Genomic DNA, 17,766 nt, shown 5'->3' on the forward strand with positions numbered 1-17,766 from the left:
GAACAAGACGGCTTGCCGACTGACCTGCGGATTTGAGTGACAAACCCATGCCAAAACGTACAGACATTAAAAGCATCCTGATTCTCGGCGCTGGCCCGATCGTGATCGGCCAGGCCTGCGAATTCGACTACTCCGGCGCCCAGGCCTGTAAAGCCCTGCGCGAGGAGGGCTACCGCGTCATCCTGGTGAACTCCAACCCGGCCACCATCATGACCGACCCGGCCATGGCCGACGCCACCTACATCGAGCCGATCAAGTGGCAGACCGTTGCCAAGATCATCGAAAAAGAGCGTCCGGACGCGCTGCTGCCGACCATGGGCGGCCAGACTGCTCTGAACTGCGCCCTGGACCTGGAGCGCGAAGGCGTTCTGGAAAAGTTCGGCGTAGAGATGATCGGTGCCAACGCCGACACCATCGACAAGGCTGAAGACCGTTCGCGTTTCGACAAGGCGATGAAGTCCATCGGCCTGGCGTGCCCGCGTTCCGGTATCGCCCACAGCATGGAAGAGGCCAATGCGGTCCTCGAGAAGCTCGGCTTCCCGTGCATCATCCGTCCGTCCTTCACCATGGGCGGCACCGGTGGCGGTATCGCTTACAACCGTGAAGAGTTCGAAGAAATCTGCGCCCGTGGTCTGGACCTGTCGCCGACCAAGGAACTGCTGATCGACGAATCGCTGATCGGTTGGAAAGAGTACGAGATGGAGGTTGTCCGCGATAAGAAGGACAACTGCATCATCGTCTGCTCCATCGAAAACTTCGACCCGATGGGCGTGCACACCGGTGACTCGATCACCGTGGCACCTGCACAGACCCTGACTGACAAGGAATACCAGATCCTGCGTAACGCCTCCCTGGCGGTACTGCGCGAGATCGGCGTGGAAACCGGCGGCTCCAACGTTCAGTTCGGTATCTGCCCGAACACTGGCCGCATGGTCGTGATCGAGATGAACCCGCGTGTATCCCGTTCGTCGGCCTTGGCTTCGAAAGCCACCGGCTTCCCGATCGCCAAGGTTGCGGCCAAGCTGGCCGTGGGTTACACCCTCGACGAGCTGTCGAACGACATCACCGGCGGCAAGACCCCGGCGTCCTTCGAGCCGTCCATCGACTACGTCGTCACCAAGCTGCCACGCTTTGCCTTCGAGAAGTTCTCCAAGGCTGACGCGCGCCTGACCACTCAGATGAAGTCGGTCGGTGAAGTCATGGCCATCGGCCGGACCTTCCAGGAGTCCCTGCAGAAAGCCCTGCGCGGCCTGGAAGTCGGTGTTTGCGGTCTGGACGAGAAGGTTGATCTGGCCAACCCGGAAAGCATGAGCGTGCTCAAGCGCGAGCTGACCGTGCCGGGCGCCGAGCGTATCTGGTACGTGGCGGACGCCATGCGCGCCGGCATGAGTGTTGAAGACATCTTCGGCATGACCATGATCGATCCTTGGTTCCTGGTACAGATGGAAGACCTGATCAAGGACGAAGAGAAGGTCAAGACCCTGGGTCTGACCAGCATCGACCGCGATCTGATGTTCCGCCTCAAGCGCAAAGGCTTTTCCGATATGCGCCTGGCCAAACTGCTGGGCGTGACCGAGAAGAGCCTGCGTGCTCATCGTCACAAGCTGGAAATCTTCCCGGTCTACAAGCGCGTCGACACCTGCGCCGCTGAGTTCGCCACCGACACCGCTTACCTGTACTCGACGTACGAAGAAGAGTGCGAAGCGGCGCCATCGGGTCGCGACAAGATCATGATCCTGGGTGGCGGTCCGAACCGTATCGGCCAGGGCATCGAGTTCGACTACTGCTGCGTACACGCGGCACTGGCCCTGCGCGATGACGGGTACGAGACCATCATGGTCAACTGCAACCCGGAAACCGTATCCACCGACTACGACACCTCCGATCGCCTGTACTTCGAACCAGTGACCCTGGAAGACGTGCTGGAAATCGTCCGCGTCGAGAAGCCAAAAGGCGTGATCGTCCAGTACGGCGGCCAGACCCCGCTGAAACTGGCTCGTGCCCTGGAAGCTGCTGGCGTGCCGATCATCGGCACCAGCCCTGATGCAATCGACCGCGCTGAAGACCGTGAGCGCTTCCAGCAGATGGTTCAGCGCCTGAACCTGCGTCAGCCGCCAAACGCCACCGTGCGCAGCGAAGACGAAGCGATTCGTGCCGCCGCCAAGATCGGTTACCCGCTGGTGGTGCGTCCGTCCTATGTACTGGGCGGTCGTGCGATGGAAATCGTCTACGAAGAAGAAGAACTCAAGCGCTACCTGCGCGAAGCGGTTCAAGTGTCCAACGACAGCCCGGTGCTGCTGGACCACTTCCTCAATTGCGCGATCGAAATGGACGTGGATGCAGTCTGCGACGGCAAGGACGTGGTGATCGGCGCGATCATGCAGCACATCGAGCAGGCTGGCGTTCACTCCGGTGACTCCGCATGCTCGCTGCCGCCGTACTCGCTGCCGGCGCACATCCAGGACGAAATGCGCGAACAGGTCAAGAAAATGGCCCTGGAACTGGGTGTGGTCGGCCTGATGAACGTACAGTTGGCGCTGCAAGGCGAGGACATCTACGTCATCGAAGTCAACCCGCGCGCTTCCCGTACCGTACCGTTCGTGTCCAAGTGCATCGGCGTTTCCCTGGCGATGATCGCAGCGCGTGTGATGGCCGGTAAAACCCTGAAAGAACTGGGTTTCACCAAGGAAATCATCCCGAACTTCTACAGTGTGAAAGAGGCAGTGTTCCCGTTCGCCAAATTCCCAGGCGTTGACCCGATCCTCGGCCCAGAGATGAAGTCGACTGGTGAAGTGATGGGTGTGGGCGACACCTTCGGTGAAGCGTTCGCCAAGGCCCAGATGGGTGCCAGCGAAGTGTTGCCGACCGGCGGTACTGCGTTCATCAGCGTACGTGACGACGACAAGCCACTGGTTGCGGGCGTGGCCCGTGATCTGATCAACTTGGGCTTCGAAGTGGTCGCCACTGCCGGTACTGCCAAGCTGATCGAGGCTGCAGGTCTGAAAGTGCGCCGTGTGAACAAGGTGACCGAGGGTCGTCCGCACGTGGTCGACATGATCAAGAATGACGAAGTCACGCTGATCATCAACACCACCGAAGGTCGTCAGTCGATCGCTGATTCGTACTCCATTCGTCGTAATGCCTTGCAGCACAAGATTTACTGCACCACCACCATTGCTGCTGGCGAAGCCATCTGTGAAGCGCTGAAGTTCGGTCCCGAGAAGACCGTGCGCCGCTTGCAGGATCTACACGCAGGATTGAAGGCATGAGCATAACGAAGTACCCGATGACCGTTCAGGGCGCACGCGCCCTGGAAGAAGAGCACACTCACCTGACCAAGGTCGTTCGTCCGAAGCTTAGCCAGGACATCGGTACGGCCCGCGAGTTGGGTGACTTGAAGGAAAACGCCGAATACCACGCTGCCCGTGAGCAGCAAGGTATGGTCGAGGCGCGGATCCGTGATATCGAAGGCCGCATGCAGAACGCGGTGATCATCGATGTGACGACCATTCCTCACAGTGGCAAGGTGATTTTCGGCACAACCGTCGAAATCGCCAACGTCGAAACCGATGAAAGCGTGACTTACCAGATCGTTGGTGAGGATGAGGCTGACATCAAGCTCGGCAAGATCTCTGTCGGCTCGCCGATTGCCCGCGCCTTGATTGCCAAGGAAGAGGGTGATGTGGTTGCAGTCAAAACGCCTGGTGGCGTTATCGAGTACGAGATTGTCGAAGTTCGCCACGTCTGAAGGCCGGCGCCCGTTTCGTGCGGGCGTCATGCTTTGGCAGCTGACCCAGATGTTGTGGGTCGGCGGCTTGTGGTTGTTGCACGTCGGTCTTTTGCCGGTGCTGGGACGAATTGGCCTGGCACCGCTGCTGATCGATGAAATCGCAGGCATGCTCAATACGCTGGTAGTGGGATTCGCTACGGCGTGTGTGATATTGCAGGCTTTGGTGCTGGTTAAGGCCGAGGGCCTTGTCAGTCTATGGCGCGATATTCGCGGGCAACTGCTGTTGATGGCGCTGTATGCGTGCGCGATGTACTTCGTGGTGCGTTTCGGCTGGCCGGATGCCGTGCGTTGGCAGGCGTTCAGCTATCTTGTTCTGGGCTTTACCGGGCTGGTGCTGGTGTTGCAGCCGATGCCGGGATGGAGTGGCAGGGTGCGCGAAGCACACCCTTGACCCTTGCCATCACTTGAAGCGATGGACGTTCGACAGCTGCTTGTTGACGCTGAAGTTCTTGCGGTAGATCAGTGCCATCTTGCCGATGACCTGGACCAGATCCGCTTTGCCGACCTTGCAGAGCTCTGCAATGGACGCCAGGCGCGATTCGCGATCGAGGATGTTGAGCTTGATCTTGATCAGCTCGTGATCCGCCAATGCGCGTTCGAGTTCGGCTAACACACCTTCAGTCAAACCATTGTCTGCCACAATCAGAACCGGTTTCAGATGGTGGCCAATGGATTTGTACTGTTTCTTCTGCTCTTGAGTGAGCGGCATAATCTGACCCCTGCGTCTGATCTTGTAAAAAGCGGCGGCCAGTTTACCCGAGCGAGTCCGGGACCGCCCAGTTAATCACGACCCGTTTTATTTTCGAGGTGGCCCGTGGCCCGTTCCAAGACAAGCCTTAACTGGCTGAAAGAACATTTCAACGACCCATTCGTCAAAATGGCGCAAAAAGACGGGTATCGTTCCCGCGCCAGCTACAAACTGCTGGAGATCCAGGAAAAGGACCGTCTGATCCGCCCGGGCATGAGCGTAATCGACCTTGGAGCGGCCCCTGGTGGCTGGTCCCAGGTGACCAGTCGTCTGATTGGTGGGCAGGGGACATTGATCGCTTCTGACATTCTGGAAATGGACAGCATCCCGGACGTGACCTTCATTCAGGGCGACTTTACCGAGGATGCCGTGCTGGCCCAGATCCTCGATGCCGTCGGAAATAAGGAAGTAGACCTTGTGATTTCCGATATGGCCCCCAATATGAGTGGACTACCGGCCGTGGACATGCCGCGAGCGATGTTCTTGTGCGAGTTGGCACTGGATCTTTCGACTCGGGTGCTCAAGCCCGGTGGTGATTTTTTGATCAAGATCTTCCAGGGCGAAGGTTTCGACGAGTTCCACAAGAGCGTTCGCCAGCAGTTCGAGAAGGTGCAGATGCGCAAGCCGACTTCGTCGCGCGACCGTTCTCGCGAGCAGTACCTGCTGGGCCGTGGTTTCCGCGGACGCAGTGAGAGTTGAGTGAATTTTCGATCAAGGCGATAGGATTTTTGTATTACGCCTTGTCAGAATTAGCGAATATTGTGTAGGAAGTGTTTCACAAAGGGTTACAGACGGCGCCTGCCAAGTTGTAGGTAATGTAGTAAGTTAGGCCGGTGAATATCATGCGAAGCGCGCGCCAGTAGCGGAGCTTGCTTCAGAGGGTAGTTAATTGAACGATATGGCAAAGAATCTGATCCTGTGGTTGATCATCGCGGCTGTCCTGGTGACGGTGATGAACAACTTCTCCAGCCCTAACGAGCCGCAGACCCTCAACTATTCCGACTTCATCCAGCAGGTCAAGGATGGCAAGGTCGAGCGCGTAGCGGTTGATGGCTACGTGATTACCGGCAAGCGCAACGATGGCGACAGCTTCAAGACCATTCGCCCGGCGATCCAGGACAACGGCCTGATCGGCGACCTGGTGGATAACCACGTCGTGGTCGAAGGCAAGCAGCCTGAACAGCAAAGCATCTGGACTCAGCTTCTGGTTGCCAGCTTCCCGATCCTCGTGATCATCGCCGTGTTCATGTTCTTCATGCGGCAGATGCAGGGCGGTGCCGGTGGCAAGGGCGGGCCGATGAGCTTCGGCAAAAGCAAGGCGCGCCTGCTCTCCGAAGATCAGGTGAAGACGACCCTGGCTGACGTTGCCGGTTGCGACGAAGCCAAGGAAGAAGTCGGTGAACTGGTCGAGTTCCTGCGCGATCCGGGCAAATTCCAGCGCCTCGGTGGCCGCATTCCTCGCGGTGTGCTGATGGTGGGTCCTCCGGGTACCGGTAAAACCTTGATCGCCAAGGCCATCGCCGGCGAAGCCAAAGTACCGTTCTTCACCATTTCCGGCTCCGACTTCGTCGAAATGTTCGTCGGCGTGGGTGCCAGCCGTGTTCGCGACATGTTCGAGCAGGCCAAGAAACACGCTCCATGCATCATCTTCATCGACGAAATCGATGCGGTCGGTCGCCATCGTGGTGCTGGCATGGGTGGTGGTCACGACGAGCGCGAGCAGACGCTCAACCAATTGCTGGTTGAGATGGACGGCTTTGAGATGAATGACGGCATCATCGTGATTGCCGCGACCAACCGTCCCGATGTTCTGGACCCTGCACTGCTGCGTCCGGGCCGTTTCGACCGTCAGGTTGTAGTTGGTCTGCCGGACATCCGTGGTCGCGAACAGATTCTCAAGGTTCACATGCGCAAAGTGCCGATGGGCGACGACGTTGCCCCGGCTGTGATCGCTCGTGGTACTCCAGGCTTCTCCGGTGCTGACCTGGCGAACCTGGTCAACGAGGCATCGTTGTTCGCTGCCCGTGCCGGCAAGCGCATCGTCGAGATGAAAGAATTCGAACTGGCGAAAGACAAGATCATGATGGGCGCCGAGCGCAAATCCATGGTCATGTCCGAGAAAGAAAAGCAGAACACGGCTTATCACGAAGCGGGTCACGCCATTGTAGGTCGTGTCGTGCCTGAGCATGATCCGGTGTACAAGGTGTCGATCATCCCGCGCGGTCGTGCGCTGGGTGTGACCATGTTCCTGCCGGAAGAAGATCGTTACAGCCTGTCCAAGCGTGCGTTGATCAGCCAGATCTGCTCGCTGTACGGCGGTCGTATCGCTGAAGAAATGACCCTGGGCTTCGATGGCGTGACCACCGGTGCCTCCAACGACATCATGCGCGCCAGCCAGATTGCGCGGAACATGGTGACCAAGTGGGGTCTTTCGGAAAAGCTCGGTCCGTTGATGTACGCCGAAGAAGAGGGTGAAGTGTTCCTCGGTCGCGGCGGTGGCGGTCAGAGTGCAAGCTTCTCTGGTGAGACAGCCAAGCTGATCGATTCCGAAGTGCGCAGCATCATCGATCAGTGCTATGGCACGGCGAAGCAGATTCTCACGGACAACCGTGACAAGCTCGATGCGATGGCCGATGCCTTGATGAAGTACGAAACGATCGATGCCGAGCAGATCGACGACATCATGGCGGGTCGTACGCCTCGCGAGCCGCGCGACTGGTCGGGTGGTACGGGTACTTCCGGCACCCCTCCGGTGGTGCAGGATGAGCGTCCGGAAACACCGATCGGCGGTCCTGCTGCTGACGTATAAGGTTTTAAATGACTTCTGTTCAGTCCTCGACCCGGTTGCCTTGCGGCAACCGGGTTCTTGATTTGGCCCAGACGCATGTCATGGGTATTCTCAATGTCACCCCTGATTCTTTCTCCGATGGCGGCCAATACAGCCAGCTCGACGCGGCCATGCGCCACGCCGAAGCCATGGTGGCGGCCGGCGCGACGCTGATCGACGTCGGTGGCGAGTCCACCCGCCCTGGTGCCAGGGTTGTGTCGCCACTCGAAGAGCTGGAGCGCGTAGCCCCCATCGTCGAGCGCATCAATCGCGAACTGGATGTGATCATCTCGGTCGACACCTCAACGCCTGCCGTCATGCGAGAAGCAGCGCGCCTGGGTGCGGGCCTGATCAACGATGTGCGTTCGTTGCGACGCGATGGTGCCCTGGATGCTGCTGCTGCCACCGGGCTGCCGGTTTGTCTGATGCACATGCTGGGCGAGCCGGGCGATATGCAGGACAATCCGCAGTATCAGGATGTCACCCGGGAGGTCGGCGAGTTTCTCGCCGAGCGCATGCATCAGTGTTCATTGGCGGGTATTCCAGCTGAGCGGATCATTCTTGATCCCGGCTTTGGCTTCGCCAAAACCTTGCAGCACAATCTGAGTTTGTTCAAACATATGGAAGTCCTGCATGTCTTGGGGCGGCCCCTGTTGGTCGGGGTTTCGCGTAAGAGCATGATTGGTCAGGCATTGAATCGTCCGGTGGGAGACCGGCTGTATGGTGGTTTGGCGCTCGCGGCGCTGGCTTTGGCGAAAGGTGCGCGTATATTGCGCGTCCATGATGTAGCCGAAACAGTGGATGTGGTGCGGATGATCGCCGCAGTGGAATCAGCCGAATAAGAATGAAGGAGCACTTATGAGCAAAAAATATTTTGGCACCGATGGTATTCGTGGGCGTGTCGGTGAGTACCCGATTACTCCTGATTTCATGCTCAAGCTCGGCTGGGCTGCAGGCATGGCTTTCCGCAAGATGGGCGCCTGCAAGGTATTGGTAGGCAAGGACACCCGAATCTCCGGCTACATGTTTGAGTCGGCGCTTGAAGCGGGGCTGACGTCGGCAGGTGCCGATGTGATGCTGCTGGGGCCGATGCCGACTCCGGCAATCGCCTACCTGACGCGCACTTTCCATGCCGAGGCAGGCATCGTCATCAGTGCGTCACATAATCCGCATGATGACAATGGCATCAAGTTCTTCTCCGGCAAGGGCACCAAGCTTCCGGATGAAGTCGAGCACATGATCGAAGAGCTGCTCGATACCCCAATGACTGTGGTTGAGTCGAGCAAGATCGGCAAGGTGTCGCGAATCAATGACGCGTCGGGTCGGTATATCGAATTCTGCAAGAGCAGTGTGCCGACCGGTACCAGCTTTACCGGCCTCAAGATTGTGATCGACTGCGCCCATGGTGCGACCTACAAAGTGGCGCCGAGCGTGTTCCGCGAGTTGGGCGCTGAAGTCGTCGTATTGTCGGCGCAGCCGAATGGATTGAACATCAACGACAATTGCGGTTCGACCCATATGGGGTCGCTGCAGGCTGCCGTTGTGGCCGAGAAGGCTGATCTGGGCATTGCCTTCGATGGTGACGGTGATCGCGTTCAGATGGTCGATCACACGGGAGCGGTGGTGGACGGCGACGAATTGCTGTTCATCATTGCCCGTGACCTGCATGAGCGCGGCAAGCTGCAGGGCGGCGTGGTCGGAACCCTGATGAGTAACCTGGGGTTGGAGCTGGCCTTGGCGGATCTGGGTATTCCATTGGTGCGCGCCAATGTCGGTGACCGCTATGTCATTGCCGAACTGCTGGAGCGCAACTGGATCGTGGGTGGTGAAAACTCTGGGCACATCGTGTGCTTCAGCCACACCACCACGGGCGATGCAATTATTGCGGCGCTGCAGGTGTTGATGGCGCTGGGCAGGCGTGACGAAGGTCTGGCGCAATCGCGGCAGGCGCTGCGCAAGTGTCCTCAGGTGCTGATCAATGTGCGATTCGGCGGCGGCGCAAGCCCTCTCGAACATCCGTCGGTCAAGGAGGCCAGCGAGCGTGTGACCAAGGCCATGGCAGGTCGCGGGCGTGTGCTGTTGCGCAAGTCCGGAACCGAGCCGCTGGTGCGTGTGATGGTCGAAGGCGAAGACGAAACGCAGGTTCGTGGGTATGCCGAAGAGCTGGCAAAACTGGTTACTGAAGTTTCTGCCTGAATTCGGCTTGCCAGCCATGATTGTGTTGGGTAACATCTGCGCCCACTTTGACCGACGAGGTACAGCATGCGTCGCCCTATGGTAGCTGGTAACTGGAAGATGCACGGTACCCGCGCCAGCGTCGCAGAGCTGATCAACGGCCTTCGTGACTTGGCCTTGCCGAGCAGTGTTGATGTTGCGGTATTCCCGCCTTTCCTGCATATCAATCAAGTGATTGAAGGCCTGGAAGGAAAGTCGATTTCGGTCGGCGCGCAGAATTCTGCGGTGGAATCCGGACAAGGTGCGTTGACCGGTGAAGTTGCACCGAGTCAGTTGGTGGATTCAGGTTGTTCCCTGGTGCTTGTCGGGCATTCCGAGCGCCGCCAGATTCTGGGGGAGCAGGACGCAATGCTGATCCGCAAGTTCGCAGCGGCACAGGCATGTGGCTTGACTCCGGTGTTGTGCATAGGGGAGACCCTGGAGCAACGTGAAGCCGGAAAAACTCTTGAGGTTGTCTCGCGTCAGCTTGGCAGTATCATTGAGGAGCTGGGTGTTGGTGCCTTTGCCAAGGCAGTGATCGCTTACGAGCCGGTCTGGGCCATTGGCACGGGGCTGACTGCAACGCCGCAACAGGCGCAGGATGTGCATGCAGCCATTCGCGCCCAGTTGGCGGCAGAGAATTCTGAAGTCGCACAAGGTGTGCGGCTTCTATACGGCGGCAGCGTGAAGGCGGCCAATGCGGTCGAACTGTTCGGCATGCCGGATATCGATGGGGGTCTCATTGGTGGGGCTTCCCTGAATGCAGATGAGTTCGGTGCGATCTGTCGCGCCGCGGGAAACTGAAAAAATGCTGGAAACAGTCGTAGTCGTTTTTCATCTGCTGGGTGCATTGGGCGTAGTAGCTCTGGTTTTGCTGCAGCAGGGTAAAGGTGCGGATGCTGGCGCGTCTTTCGGAGCAGGTGCTTCAAATACTGTGTTCGGAAGCCAAGGTTCCTCTACCTTTCTTAGTAAGTTTACTGCTATACTTGCCGCAGGTTTTTTCATAACCAGCTTGGGGTTAGGTTACTTTGCTAAAGAGAAGGCTCACCAGCTGACTCAAGTAGGTCTCCCAAATCCAGCGGTACTGGAAGTTCCAAAGCAACAACCGGCTTCTGATGATGTCCCGGTGCTTCAAGAGCAAAAGTCGGCTACTCCAGCGACTGACGTGCCTCCAGCTCAAGAGCAGAAGTAAGAAGGGTTTCAAACGTAGTATTGCCGAGGTGGTGGAATTGGTAGACACGCAACCTTGAGGTGGTTGTGCCCATAGGGTGTAGGGGTTCGAGTCCCCTTCTCGGTACCAATTAGTCAGGAGAGCCCGCTGTTGCGGGCTTTCTTGCAGGTGGAAGGTTACATTGACCCTGTAGGGGATCGGTCGTATACTTCCGCCCCAGCTTTGTCGCGGGGTGGAGCAGTCTGGTAGCTCGTCGGGCTCATAACCCGAAGGTCGTCGGTTCAAATCCGGCCCCCGCAACCAGTTTAAGGAGCCCCTTTTAAGGGGCTTTTTGTTAGCTGGACACTTTCAACGCCGCTGTTCGACGGCGTTTCAAGGATGGGCGTTTCGCCCATTTTTTTATTTTGCATAGCATGCACATACATGCACTAGGGGGTTCAGGTGTCGAGCAAGCTAGAAGAGTTGCAGGCCTTGCTGGCCCCGGTGGTCGTGGCCCTAGGCTATGAATGCTGGGGTATCGAGTTTTCGGCTCAGGGTCGTCACTCGATGTTGCGCGTTTATATCGATAAAGAAGGCGGCGTGCTGGTGGACGATTGCGCCATCGTCAGCCGTCAGATCAGCGGTGTGCTGGATGTTGAAGATCCAATCTCCGTTGAGTACACCCTTGAAGTTTCCTCGCCTGGCATGGAACGCCCTCTGTTCACTCTTGAGCAGTTTGCAAAATTTGCCGGTGAACAAGTGAAGATCAAGCTGCGCTCGCCTTTTGAAGGACGACGCAACTTTCAGGGCCTTCTGCGCGGCGTAGAAGAGCAGGATGTCGTGGTGCAGGTAGATGACCATGAGTTCCTGTTGCCGATCGATATGATCGACAAGGCCAACATTATTCCCAGTTTTGACTGAGGCGTGCCAGATACTGCGGATCCCGCGGATCCAATGGCTTGCGAAAGGCGAGGCGTACGATGAGCAAAGAAGTACTGCTGGTTGTTGAGTCGGTATCCAATGAAAAGGGCGTACCGGCAAACGTGATTTTTGAAGCGCTGGAGCTGGCCTTGGCCACTGCTACCAAAAAGCGTTTTGAAGACGAAGTTGATCTGCGTGTGGAAATCAACCGCCACACGGGTGCATACGAGACATTCCGTCGCTGGACGGTCGTCGAAGAAGCTGACCTGGACGATCCGGCCATCGAAACCTGGCCGAGCAAGGTTGCTGAAACGCATCCTGGCGCCAAGGTCGGTGACGTCGTAGAAGAGAAGATCGAGTCCATCGAGTTCGGCCGCATTGCCGCACAGACTGCCAAGCAAGTCATTGTGCAGAAAGTTCGCGAAGCCGAGCGCGCTCAGGTTGTTGACGCTTACCGCGAGCGCCTGGGTGAAATCATCTCCGGCACCGTGAAAAAAGTTACCCGCGACAACGTGATCGTTGATCTGGGCAACAACGCTGAAGCGTTGCTGGCCCGTGAAGACATCATTTCTCGCGAAACTTTCCGGGTTGGCGTGCGTCTGCGCGCGCTGCTCAAGGAAATCCGCACCGAGAACCGCGGCCCGCAGTTGATCCTGTCGCGTACTGCGCCGGAAATGCTGATCGAGTTGTTCCGCATCGAAGTGCCGGAAATTGCCGAAGGCCTGATCGAAGTGATGGCTGCGTCCCGTGATCCGGGTTCGCGCGCCAAGATCGCCGTTCGCTCCAAGGACAAACGCATCGACCCGCAGGGCGCTTGCATCGGTATGCGCGGTTCGCGCGTCCAGGCAGTGTCGGGTGAGTTGGGCGGTGAGCGTGTTGACATCGTCCTGTGGGACGACAACCCGGCTCAGTTCGTGATCAACGCCATGTCCCCGGCCGAGGTTGCGGCAATTATCGTTGACGAAGATGCCCACGCAATGGACATCGCCGTTGGCGCAGACAATCTGGCTCAGGCCATCGGTCGCGGTGGTCAGAACGTGCGTCTGGCCAGCCAGTTGACTGGCTGGACCCTGAACGTGATGACCGAATCGGACATCCAGGCTAAACAGCAAGCAGAAACCGGCGACATCCTGCGCAACTTCATCGACGAGCTGGAAGTCGACGAAGAACTGGCTCAGGTGCTGGTTGATGAAGGCTTCACCAGCCTGGAAGAGATTGCCTACGTACCGTTGGAAGAAATGCTCAACATCGACGGCTTTGACGAGGAAATCGTCAACGAGCTTCGCGCTCGTGCCAAGGATCGCTTGTTGACCAAAGCCATCGCTACTGAGGAAAAGCTGGCAGACGCCCATCCGGCCGAAGACCTGCTCTCGCTTGAGGGTATGGACAAGGATTTGGCGATGGAACTGGCGGTGCGCGGCGTAATTACCCGCGAAGACCTGGCCGAGCAGTCTATTGACGACCTGCTCGACATCGACGGCATTGACGATGATCGTGCCGGCAAGTTGATCATGGCCGCCCGAGCCCACTGGTTCGAGTAATTAGGCGCGGCCTGAGGAGAGAAGTGCATGACGCAAGTCACGGTGAAACAACTGGCCGATGAGGTCAAAACACCGGTAGAGCGCCTGTTGCAGCAGATGCGTGAGGCAGGTCTGCCGCACACCGCCGCCGAAGAAAGTGTGACTGACAGTGAGAAGCAATCGTTGCTGACTCACTTGAAAAGCAGCCACAAGGCGAAAGTGGAAGAACCACGCAAGATTACGCTGCAGCGTAAAACCACCAGCACCCTGCGTGTTGCTGGCAGCAAGAGCATCAGCGTTGAAGTACGCAAGAAGAAAGTCTTCGTACAGCGCAGCCCGGAAGAAATCGAAGCCGAGCGCAAGCGTGAACTGGATGAACGTCGCGCAGTAGAAAATGCTGCTCGTCAGAAGGCTGAAGAAGAAGCCAAGCGTCGCGCCGAAGAAGAAGCGCGTCGCCAGCCTGCTGCTGCGCCGACCGCTCAAGCCGAACCTGTTGCAGCGCCTGCTGCGGTGGCCGAGCCAGTTCGCGAAAGCGCACCGGTTGTGGCGGCTGCTCCAGCTCCTGCGGCCGATACCCGCAAGCGCGACGAACAGCGCCGTCCGGACAAGCCACGTGCCGATGACAGCAACCGTCGCGGTAGCGGCGATGGCGAGCGCAAAAACGCTCCGCATCGTGCTTCGGTCAAGGAAAAGGCTCCGGCTCCACGTGTTGCCCCACGTACTACCGACGAAGAAAGCGATGGCTTCCGTCGTGGTGGTCGCGGCAAGGCCAAGCTGAAGAAACGCAACGCCCACGGTTTCCAGAGCCCGACCGGCCCTGTCGTGCGCGAAGTGAAGATCGGCGAAACCATCACTGTTGGCGATCTCGCCCAGCAGATGTCGGTGAAGGCTGCTGAAATCATCAAGTTCATGTTCAAACTGGGTACTCCAGCGACCATCAACCAGGTACTGGATCAGGAAACTGCCCAGTTGGTTGCCGAGGAACTGGGCCACAAAGTGACCCTGGTCAGCGACACCGCCCTGGAAGATTCCCTGGCCGAGTCCCTGAAGTTTGAAGGCGAGGCAGTTTCCCGCGCACCAGTCGTGACCGTAATGGGCCACGTTGACCACGGTAAGACTTCCCTGCTCGACTACATCCGTCGTGCCAAGGTTGCTGCTGGCGAAGCCGGTGGTATCACCCAGCACATCGGCGCATACCACGTTGAAACCGACCGTGGCATGGTGACGTTCCTCGACACCCCTGGTCACGCCGCGTTTACCGCAATGCGTGCCCGTGGTGCCAAGGCGACCGACATCGTGATCCTGGTGGTTGCAGCGGACGACGGCGTGATGCCGCAGACCATTGAAGCTGTCCAGCACGCAGTAGCGGCTGGTGTGCCACTGGTTGTTGCAGTGAACAAGATCGACAAGCCAGGTGCTGACCTCGATCGCATCCGTAGCGAACTGTCGGTTCACGGCGTGACGTCGGAAGAGTGGGGTGGTGACACTCCGTTCGTACCAGTCTCGGCGAAGATGGGTACTGGCGTCGACGAACTGCTCGAAGCCGTATTGCTGCAAGCCGAAGTCCTGGAACTGACTGCAACTCCGTCGGCTCCTGGTCGTGGCGTCGTGGTTGAATCGCGTCTGGACAAGGGCCGTGGCCCGGTGGCTACCGTTCTGGTTCAAGACGGTACCCTGCGCCAAGGCGACATGGTCCTGGTCGGTTCGAACTATGGCCGTGTACGTGCCATGCTCGACGAGAACGGCAAGCCAATCAAGGAAGCCGGTCCGGCCATCCCTGTCGAGATTCTCGGCCTGGACGGTACCCCGGACGCTGGCGACGAGATGAGCGTGGTTGCCGACGAGAAGAAAGCCCGTGAAGTGGCTTTGTTCCGTCAAGGCAAGTTCCGCGAAGTCAAACTGGCTCGCGCTCACGCCGGCAAGCTGGAAAACATCTTCGAAAACATGGGTCAGGAAGAGAAGAAGACGCTCAACATCGTCCTCAAGTCCGACGTCCGTGGTTCGCTGGAAGCGTTGAACGGTGCCTTGAACGGCCTGGGTAACGACGAAGTGCAAGTGCGTGTAGTGGGTGGCGGCGTCGGTGGTATCACCGAATCCGACGCCAACCTGGCACTGGCCTCCAACGCTGTACTGTTCGGCTTCAACGTGCGTGCCGATGCCGGCGCGCGCAAGATCGTCGAGCAGGAAGGTCTGGATATGCGTTACTACAACGTGATCTACGACATCATCGAAGACGTCAAGAAAGCCCTGACCGGTATGCTCGGCAGCGATGTTCGCGAGAACATCCTGGGTATCGCCGAAGTGCGTGACGTGTTCCGTTCGCCGAAGTTTGGCGCGATCGCCGGTTGCATGGTTATCGAAGGTGTTGTTCACCGTAACCGTCCAATCCGTGTACTGCGTGAAGACATCGTTATCTTCGAAGGCGAGCTGGAATCCCTGCGCCGCTTCAAGGATGACGCTTCCGAAGTACGTGCCGGCATGGAATGCGGTATCGGCGTGAAGAGCTACAACGACGTTAAAGTCGGCGACAAGATCGAAGTCTTCGAGAAGGTGCAGGTTGCTCGCAGCCTCTAACTCGCGCACTTCAGGAGCCGTGACGGGGCGTCGCATGCAAATGCGCAATTCGTCACCAGGACTCTAAACGCAACGCCCGGTCTGGCTTTTGTCAGGCCGGGCGTTTGCCGCTTTCAGACCTCACGGGTTTCACCGTGGGGCAGTAACAGGTAACAAGACATGGCAAAAGAATATAGCCGTACCCAACGCATCGGCGATCAGATGCAGCGTGAGCTGGCACAACTGATCCGTCGTGAAGTCAAAGACCCGCGCGTCGGCCTGGTCACCATTACCGCAGTGGAAGTCAGCCGTGACGTCGGTCACGCCAAGATCTTCATCACCGTGATGGGGCAGGACAGCGCCGAAGAAATTGCACAAAGCATCAAGGTGCTCAACTCCGCCGCCGGTTTCCTGCGCATGCAGTTGGCTCGCGAGATGAAGCTGCGCAGCGTTCCACAGCTGCACTTCCACTACGACGAAAGCGTCGTGCGTGGTGCGCATCTGTCGGCATTGATCGAGCGCGCAGTGGCTGAAGACAATCAGCATCCGGTTGCGGCAGAAGCCGAAGACACCAAGGAGTAATCGGTGGCTCAGGTCAAACGTATCCGTCGTAACGTCAGCGGCATTATCCTTCTCGACAAGCCGCTGGGGTTTACCTCCAACGCGGCCTTGCAGAAGGTTCGCTGGTTGCTGAACGCCGAAAAGGCAGGTCATACCGGCAGTCTCGATCCCTTGGCCACCGGCGTGTTGCCGCTGTGCTTCGGCGAGGCGACCAAGTTCTCGCAATACCTGCTCGATTCCGACAAGGGTTATGAAACCCTGGCGCAACTGGGCAAGACCACCACCACGGCGGATGCCGAAGGTGAAGTTTTGCAGGAGCGCCCGGTGACCGTTGGTCGCCCCGATATCGAGGCTGTACTGCCGAAATTTCGTGGGCAAATCAGTCAGATACCGCCGATGTACTCGGCACTCAAGCGAGATGGCCAGCCGCTATACAAGCTGGCTCGTGCAGGCGAAGTAGTGGAGCGCGAACCGCGTTCTGTTACTATTACGCGCTTGGAATTGCTGGCCTTCGAAGGTGATACTGCGCGGCTGGCGGTGGATTGCAGCAAAGGCACCTATATCCGTACCCTGGTGGAGGATATCGGTGAGCAACTCGGTTGTGGCGCTTACGTTGCAGAACTGCGACGTACCCAGGCCGGGCCATTCACCCTGGCGCAGACGGTTACCCTCGAAGAGCTGGAAGCGGTACATGCCGAAGGCGGCAACGAAGCGGTCGATCGCTTCCTGATGCCATCGGACAGCGGCCTGCTGGATTGGCCACTGTTGCAGTTCTCGGAAGCGAGTGCGTTCTACTGGCTCAACGGCCAGCCGGTACGTGCCCCGGATGCTCCGAAGTTCGGCATGGTACGGGTACAGGATCACAATGGTCGCTTCATCGGTATCGGTGAAGTGAGCGAAGACGGGCGCATCGCGCCGCGTCGACTGATTCGGTCAGAATGACCGGACGAGGGTGGCTGTCAACAGGCACGGTCACTACTCATTTTTAGATACAGGGATTTGTCCCTGGCCTGTTGAAACTGTTTTTCTGAAACAGTTTCCTGATAAAAGGATTGCCTCATGGCTCTCGACGTTCAAGAAAAAGCTCAAATCGTAGCTGACTACCAGCAAGCTGTTGGTGACACCGGTTCGCCAGAAGTGCAAGTTGCACTGCTGACCGCCAACATCAACAAACTGCAAGGTCACTTCAAGGCCAACGGTAAAGACCACCACTCCCGTCGTGGTCTGATCCGCATGGTTAACCAGCGTCGTAAGCTGCTGGACTACCTGAAAGGCAAGGATCTGGGTCGTTATCAGACTCTGATCGGTCGCCTGGGTCTGCGTCGCTAATAAGCGATTGCGCTAGAGGTTGGTTGTCTGTCGTGCACCAGCGGGTTTCCCGCCGGCGCATGGCAGGCTCCCAGCCTCAAGTTTTATCTGGATACCTGCTTTGCCTGAGTAACACCTGGACAAACCAGTCGGGCCGATTCCCGGCGTTGCCCA

At 58.1% G+C, this 17,766-nt stretch carries 16 protein-coding genes and 2 tRNA genes; 17 read left to right on the plus strand and 1 reads right to left on the minus strand.

Going from position 1 to position 17,766, the window contains the following annotated elements; all coding sequences use genetic code 11:
- Positions 1 to 47: 47 nt before the first annotated feature.
- The 3 genes from carB to PSJE_RS13415 are packed head-to-tail and all read left to right on the plus strand — an operon-like array spanning position 48 to position 4,181.
- On the plus strand, positions 48 to 3,269 hold the full coding sequence (gene carB, locus PSJE_RS13405) for a carbamoyl-phosphate synthase large subunit (RefSeq protein ID WP_007988688.1): 3,222 nt from the start codon (positions 48 to 50) through the stop codon (positions 3,267 to 3,269).
- A 2-nt stretch (positions 3,270 to 3,271) separates the two neighbouring features.
- On the plus strand, positions 3,272 to 3,748 hold the full coding sequence (gene greA / locus PSJE_RS13410; protein ID WP_057716674.1) for a transcription elongation factor GreA: 477 nt from the start codon (positions 3,272 to 3,274) through the stop codon (positions 3,746 to 3,748).
- A 28-nt stretch (positions 3,749 to 3,776) separates the two neighbouring features.
- Positions 3,777 to 4,181, plus strand: a complete 405-nt coding sequence (locus PSJE_RS13415) for an MFS transporter (RefSeq protein WP_090457736.1) — start codon at positions 3,777 to 3,779, stop codon at positions 4,179 to 4,181.
- Between the two features lie 9 nt (positions 4,182 to 4,190).
- On the opposite strand, the gene PSJE_RS13420 is transcribed toward PSJE_RS13415, so the two are convergent.
- Entirely contained in the window at positions 4,191 to 4,499 is a 309-nt protein-coding gene (locus PSJE_RS13420; protein ID WP_007942889.1) for a YhbY family RNA-binding protein, read from the minus strand.
- Between the two features lie 105 nt (positions 4,500 to 4,604).
- On the opposite strand from PSJE_RS13420, the gene rlmE reads away from it, so the two are divergent.
- The 14 genes from rlmE to rpsO all read left to right on the plus strand — a co-directional run bounded on the left by rlmE (position 4,605) and on the right by rpsO (position 17,613).
- Positions 4,605 to 5,237, plus strand: a complete 633-nt coding sequence (rlmE, locus tag PSJE_RS13425) for a 23S rRNA (uridine(2552)-2'-O)-methyltransferase RlmE (protein WP_057716479.1) — start codon at positions 4,605 to 4,607, stop codon at positions 5,235 to 5,237.
- A gap of 199 nt (positions 5,238 to 5,436) precedes the next feature.
- The gene (ftsH, locus tag PSJE_RS13430) at positions 5,437 to 7,347 is read left to right on the plus strand and encodes an ATP-dependent zinc metalloprotease FtsH (RefSeq protein WP_057716478.1); all 1,911 of its coding nucleotides are present in this window, start codon (positions 5,437 to 5,439) and stop codon (positions 7,345 to 7,347) included.
- An 8-nt stretch (positions 7,348 to 7,355) separates the two neighbouring features.
- Positions 7,356 to 8,207, plus strand: coding sequence for a dihydropteroate synthase (gene folP / locus PSJE_RS13435; RefSeq protein ID WP_090453033.1), 852 nt, complete (start codon positions 7,356 to 7,358; stop codon positions 8,205 to 8,207).
- 16 nt (positions 8,208 to 8,223) lie between these two features.
- Positions 8,224 to 9,561: a phosphoglucosamine mutase gene (gene glmM, locus PSJE_RS13440; protein WP_090453035.1), complete on the plus strand. Its 1,338-nt coding sequence runs from the start codon at positions 8,224 to 8,226 to the stop codon at positions 9,559 to 9,561.
- 66 nt (positions 9,562 to 9,627) lie between these two features.
- Entirely contained in the window at positions 9,628 to 10,383 is a 756-nt protein-coding gene (gene tpiA / locus PSJE_RS13445) for a triose-phosphate isomerase (protein WP_090453037.1), read from the plus strand.
- A 4-nt stretch (positions 10,384 to 10,387) separates the two neighbouring features.
- Complete coding sequence (gene secG, locus PSJE_RS13450) at positions 10,388 to 10,771, plus strand: preprotein translocase subunit SecG (protein WP_017336473.1); 384 nt, start codon at positions 10,388 to 10,390, stop codon at positions 10,769 to 10,771.
- Positions 10,772 to 10,793: 22 nt separating this feature from the next.
- A tRNA-Leu gene (locus PSJE_RS13455) sits at positions 10,794 to 10,879 on the plus strand.
- Between the two features lie 97 nt (positions 10,880 to 10,976).
- Positions 10,977 to 11,053 (plus strand) — tRNA-Met (locus PSJE_RS13460).
- A 138-nt stretch (positions 11,054 to 11,191) separates the two neighbouring features.
- Positions 11,192 to 11,650: a ribosome maturation factor RimP gene (gene rimP / locus PSJE_RS13465; protein WP_007915250.1), complete on the plus strand. Its 459-nt coding sequence runs from the start codon at positions 11,192 to 11,194 to the stop codon at positions 11,648 to 11,650.
- Positions 11,651 to 11,709: 59 nt separating this feature from the next.
- The gene (gene nusA / locus PSJE_RS13470) at positions 11,710 to 13,191 is read left to right on the plus strand and encodes a transcription termination factor NusA (protein ID WP_007988680.1); all 1,482 of its coding nucleotides are present in this window, start codon (positions 11,710 to 11,712) and stop codon (positions 13,189 to 13,191) included.
- A gap of 27 nt (positions 13,192 to 13,218) precedes the next feature.
- Positions 13,219 to 15,744: a translation initiation factor IF-2 gene (infB, locus tag PSJE_RS13475; protein WP_090453038.1), complete on the plus strand. Its 2,526-nt coding sequence runs from the start codon at positions 13,219 to 13,221 to the stop codon at positions 15,742 to 15,744.
- A gap of 159 nt (positions 15,745 to 15,903) precedes the next feature.
- Entirely contained in the window at positions 15,904 to 16,305 is a 402-nt protein-coding gene (gene rbfA / locus PSJE_RS13480) for a 30S ribosome-binding factor RbfA (protein ID WP_007973108.1), read from the plus strand.
- A gap of 3 nt (positions 16,306 to 16,308) precedes the next feature.
- Positions 16,309 to 17,226, plus strand: coding sequence for a tRNA pseudouridine(55) synthase TruB (gene truB / locus PSJE_RS13485; protein ID WP_090453040.1), 918 nt, complete (start codon positions 16,309 to 16,311; stop codon positions 17,224 to 17,226).
- Positions 17,227 to 17,343: 117 nt separating this feature from the next.
- On the plus strand, positions 17,344 to 17,613 hold the full coding sequence (gene rpsO / locus PSJE_RS13490; RefSeq protein ID WP_015093441.1) for a 30S ribosomal protein S15: 270 nt from the start codon (positions 17,344 to 17,346) through the stop codon (positions 17,611 to 17,613).
- The last annotated feature ends 153 nt before the right edge of the window (positions 17,614 to 17,766 follow it).

It is taken from the genome of Pseudomonas jessenii, from assembly GCF_002236115.1.
Lineage (GTDB): Bacteria > Pseudomonadota > Gammaproteobacteria > Pseudomonadales > Pseudomonadaceae > Aquipseudomonas > Aquipseudomonas jessenii.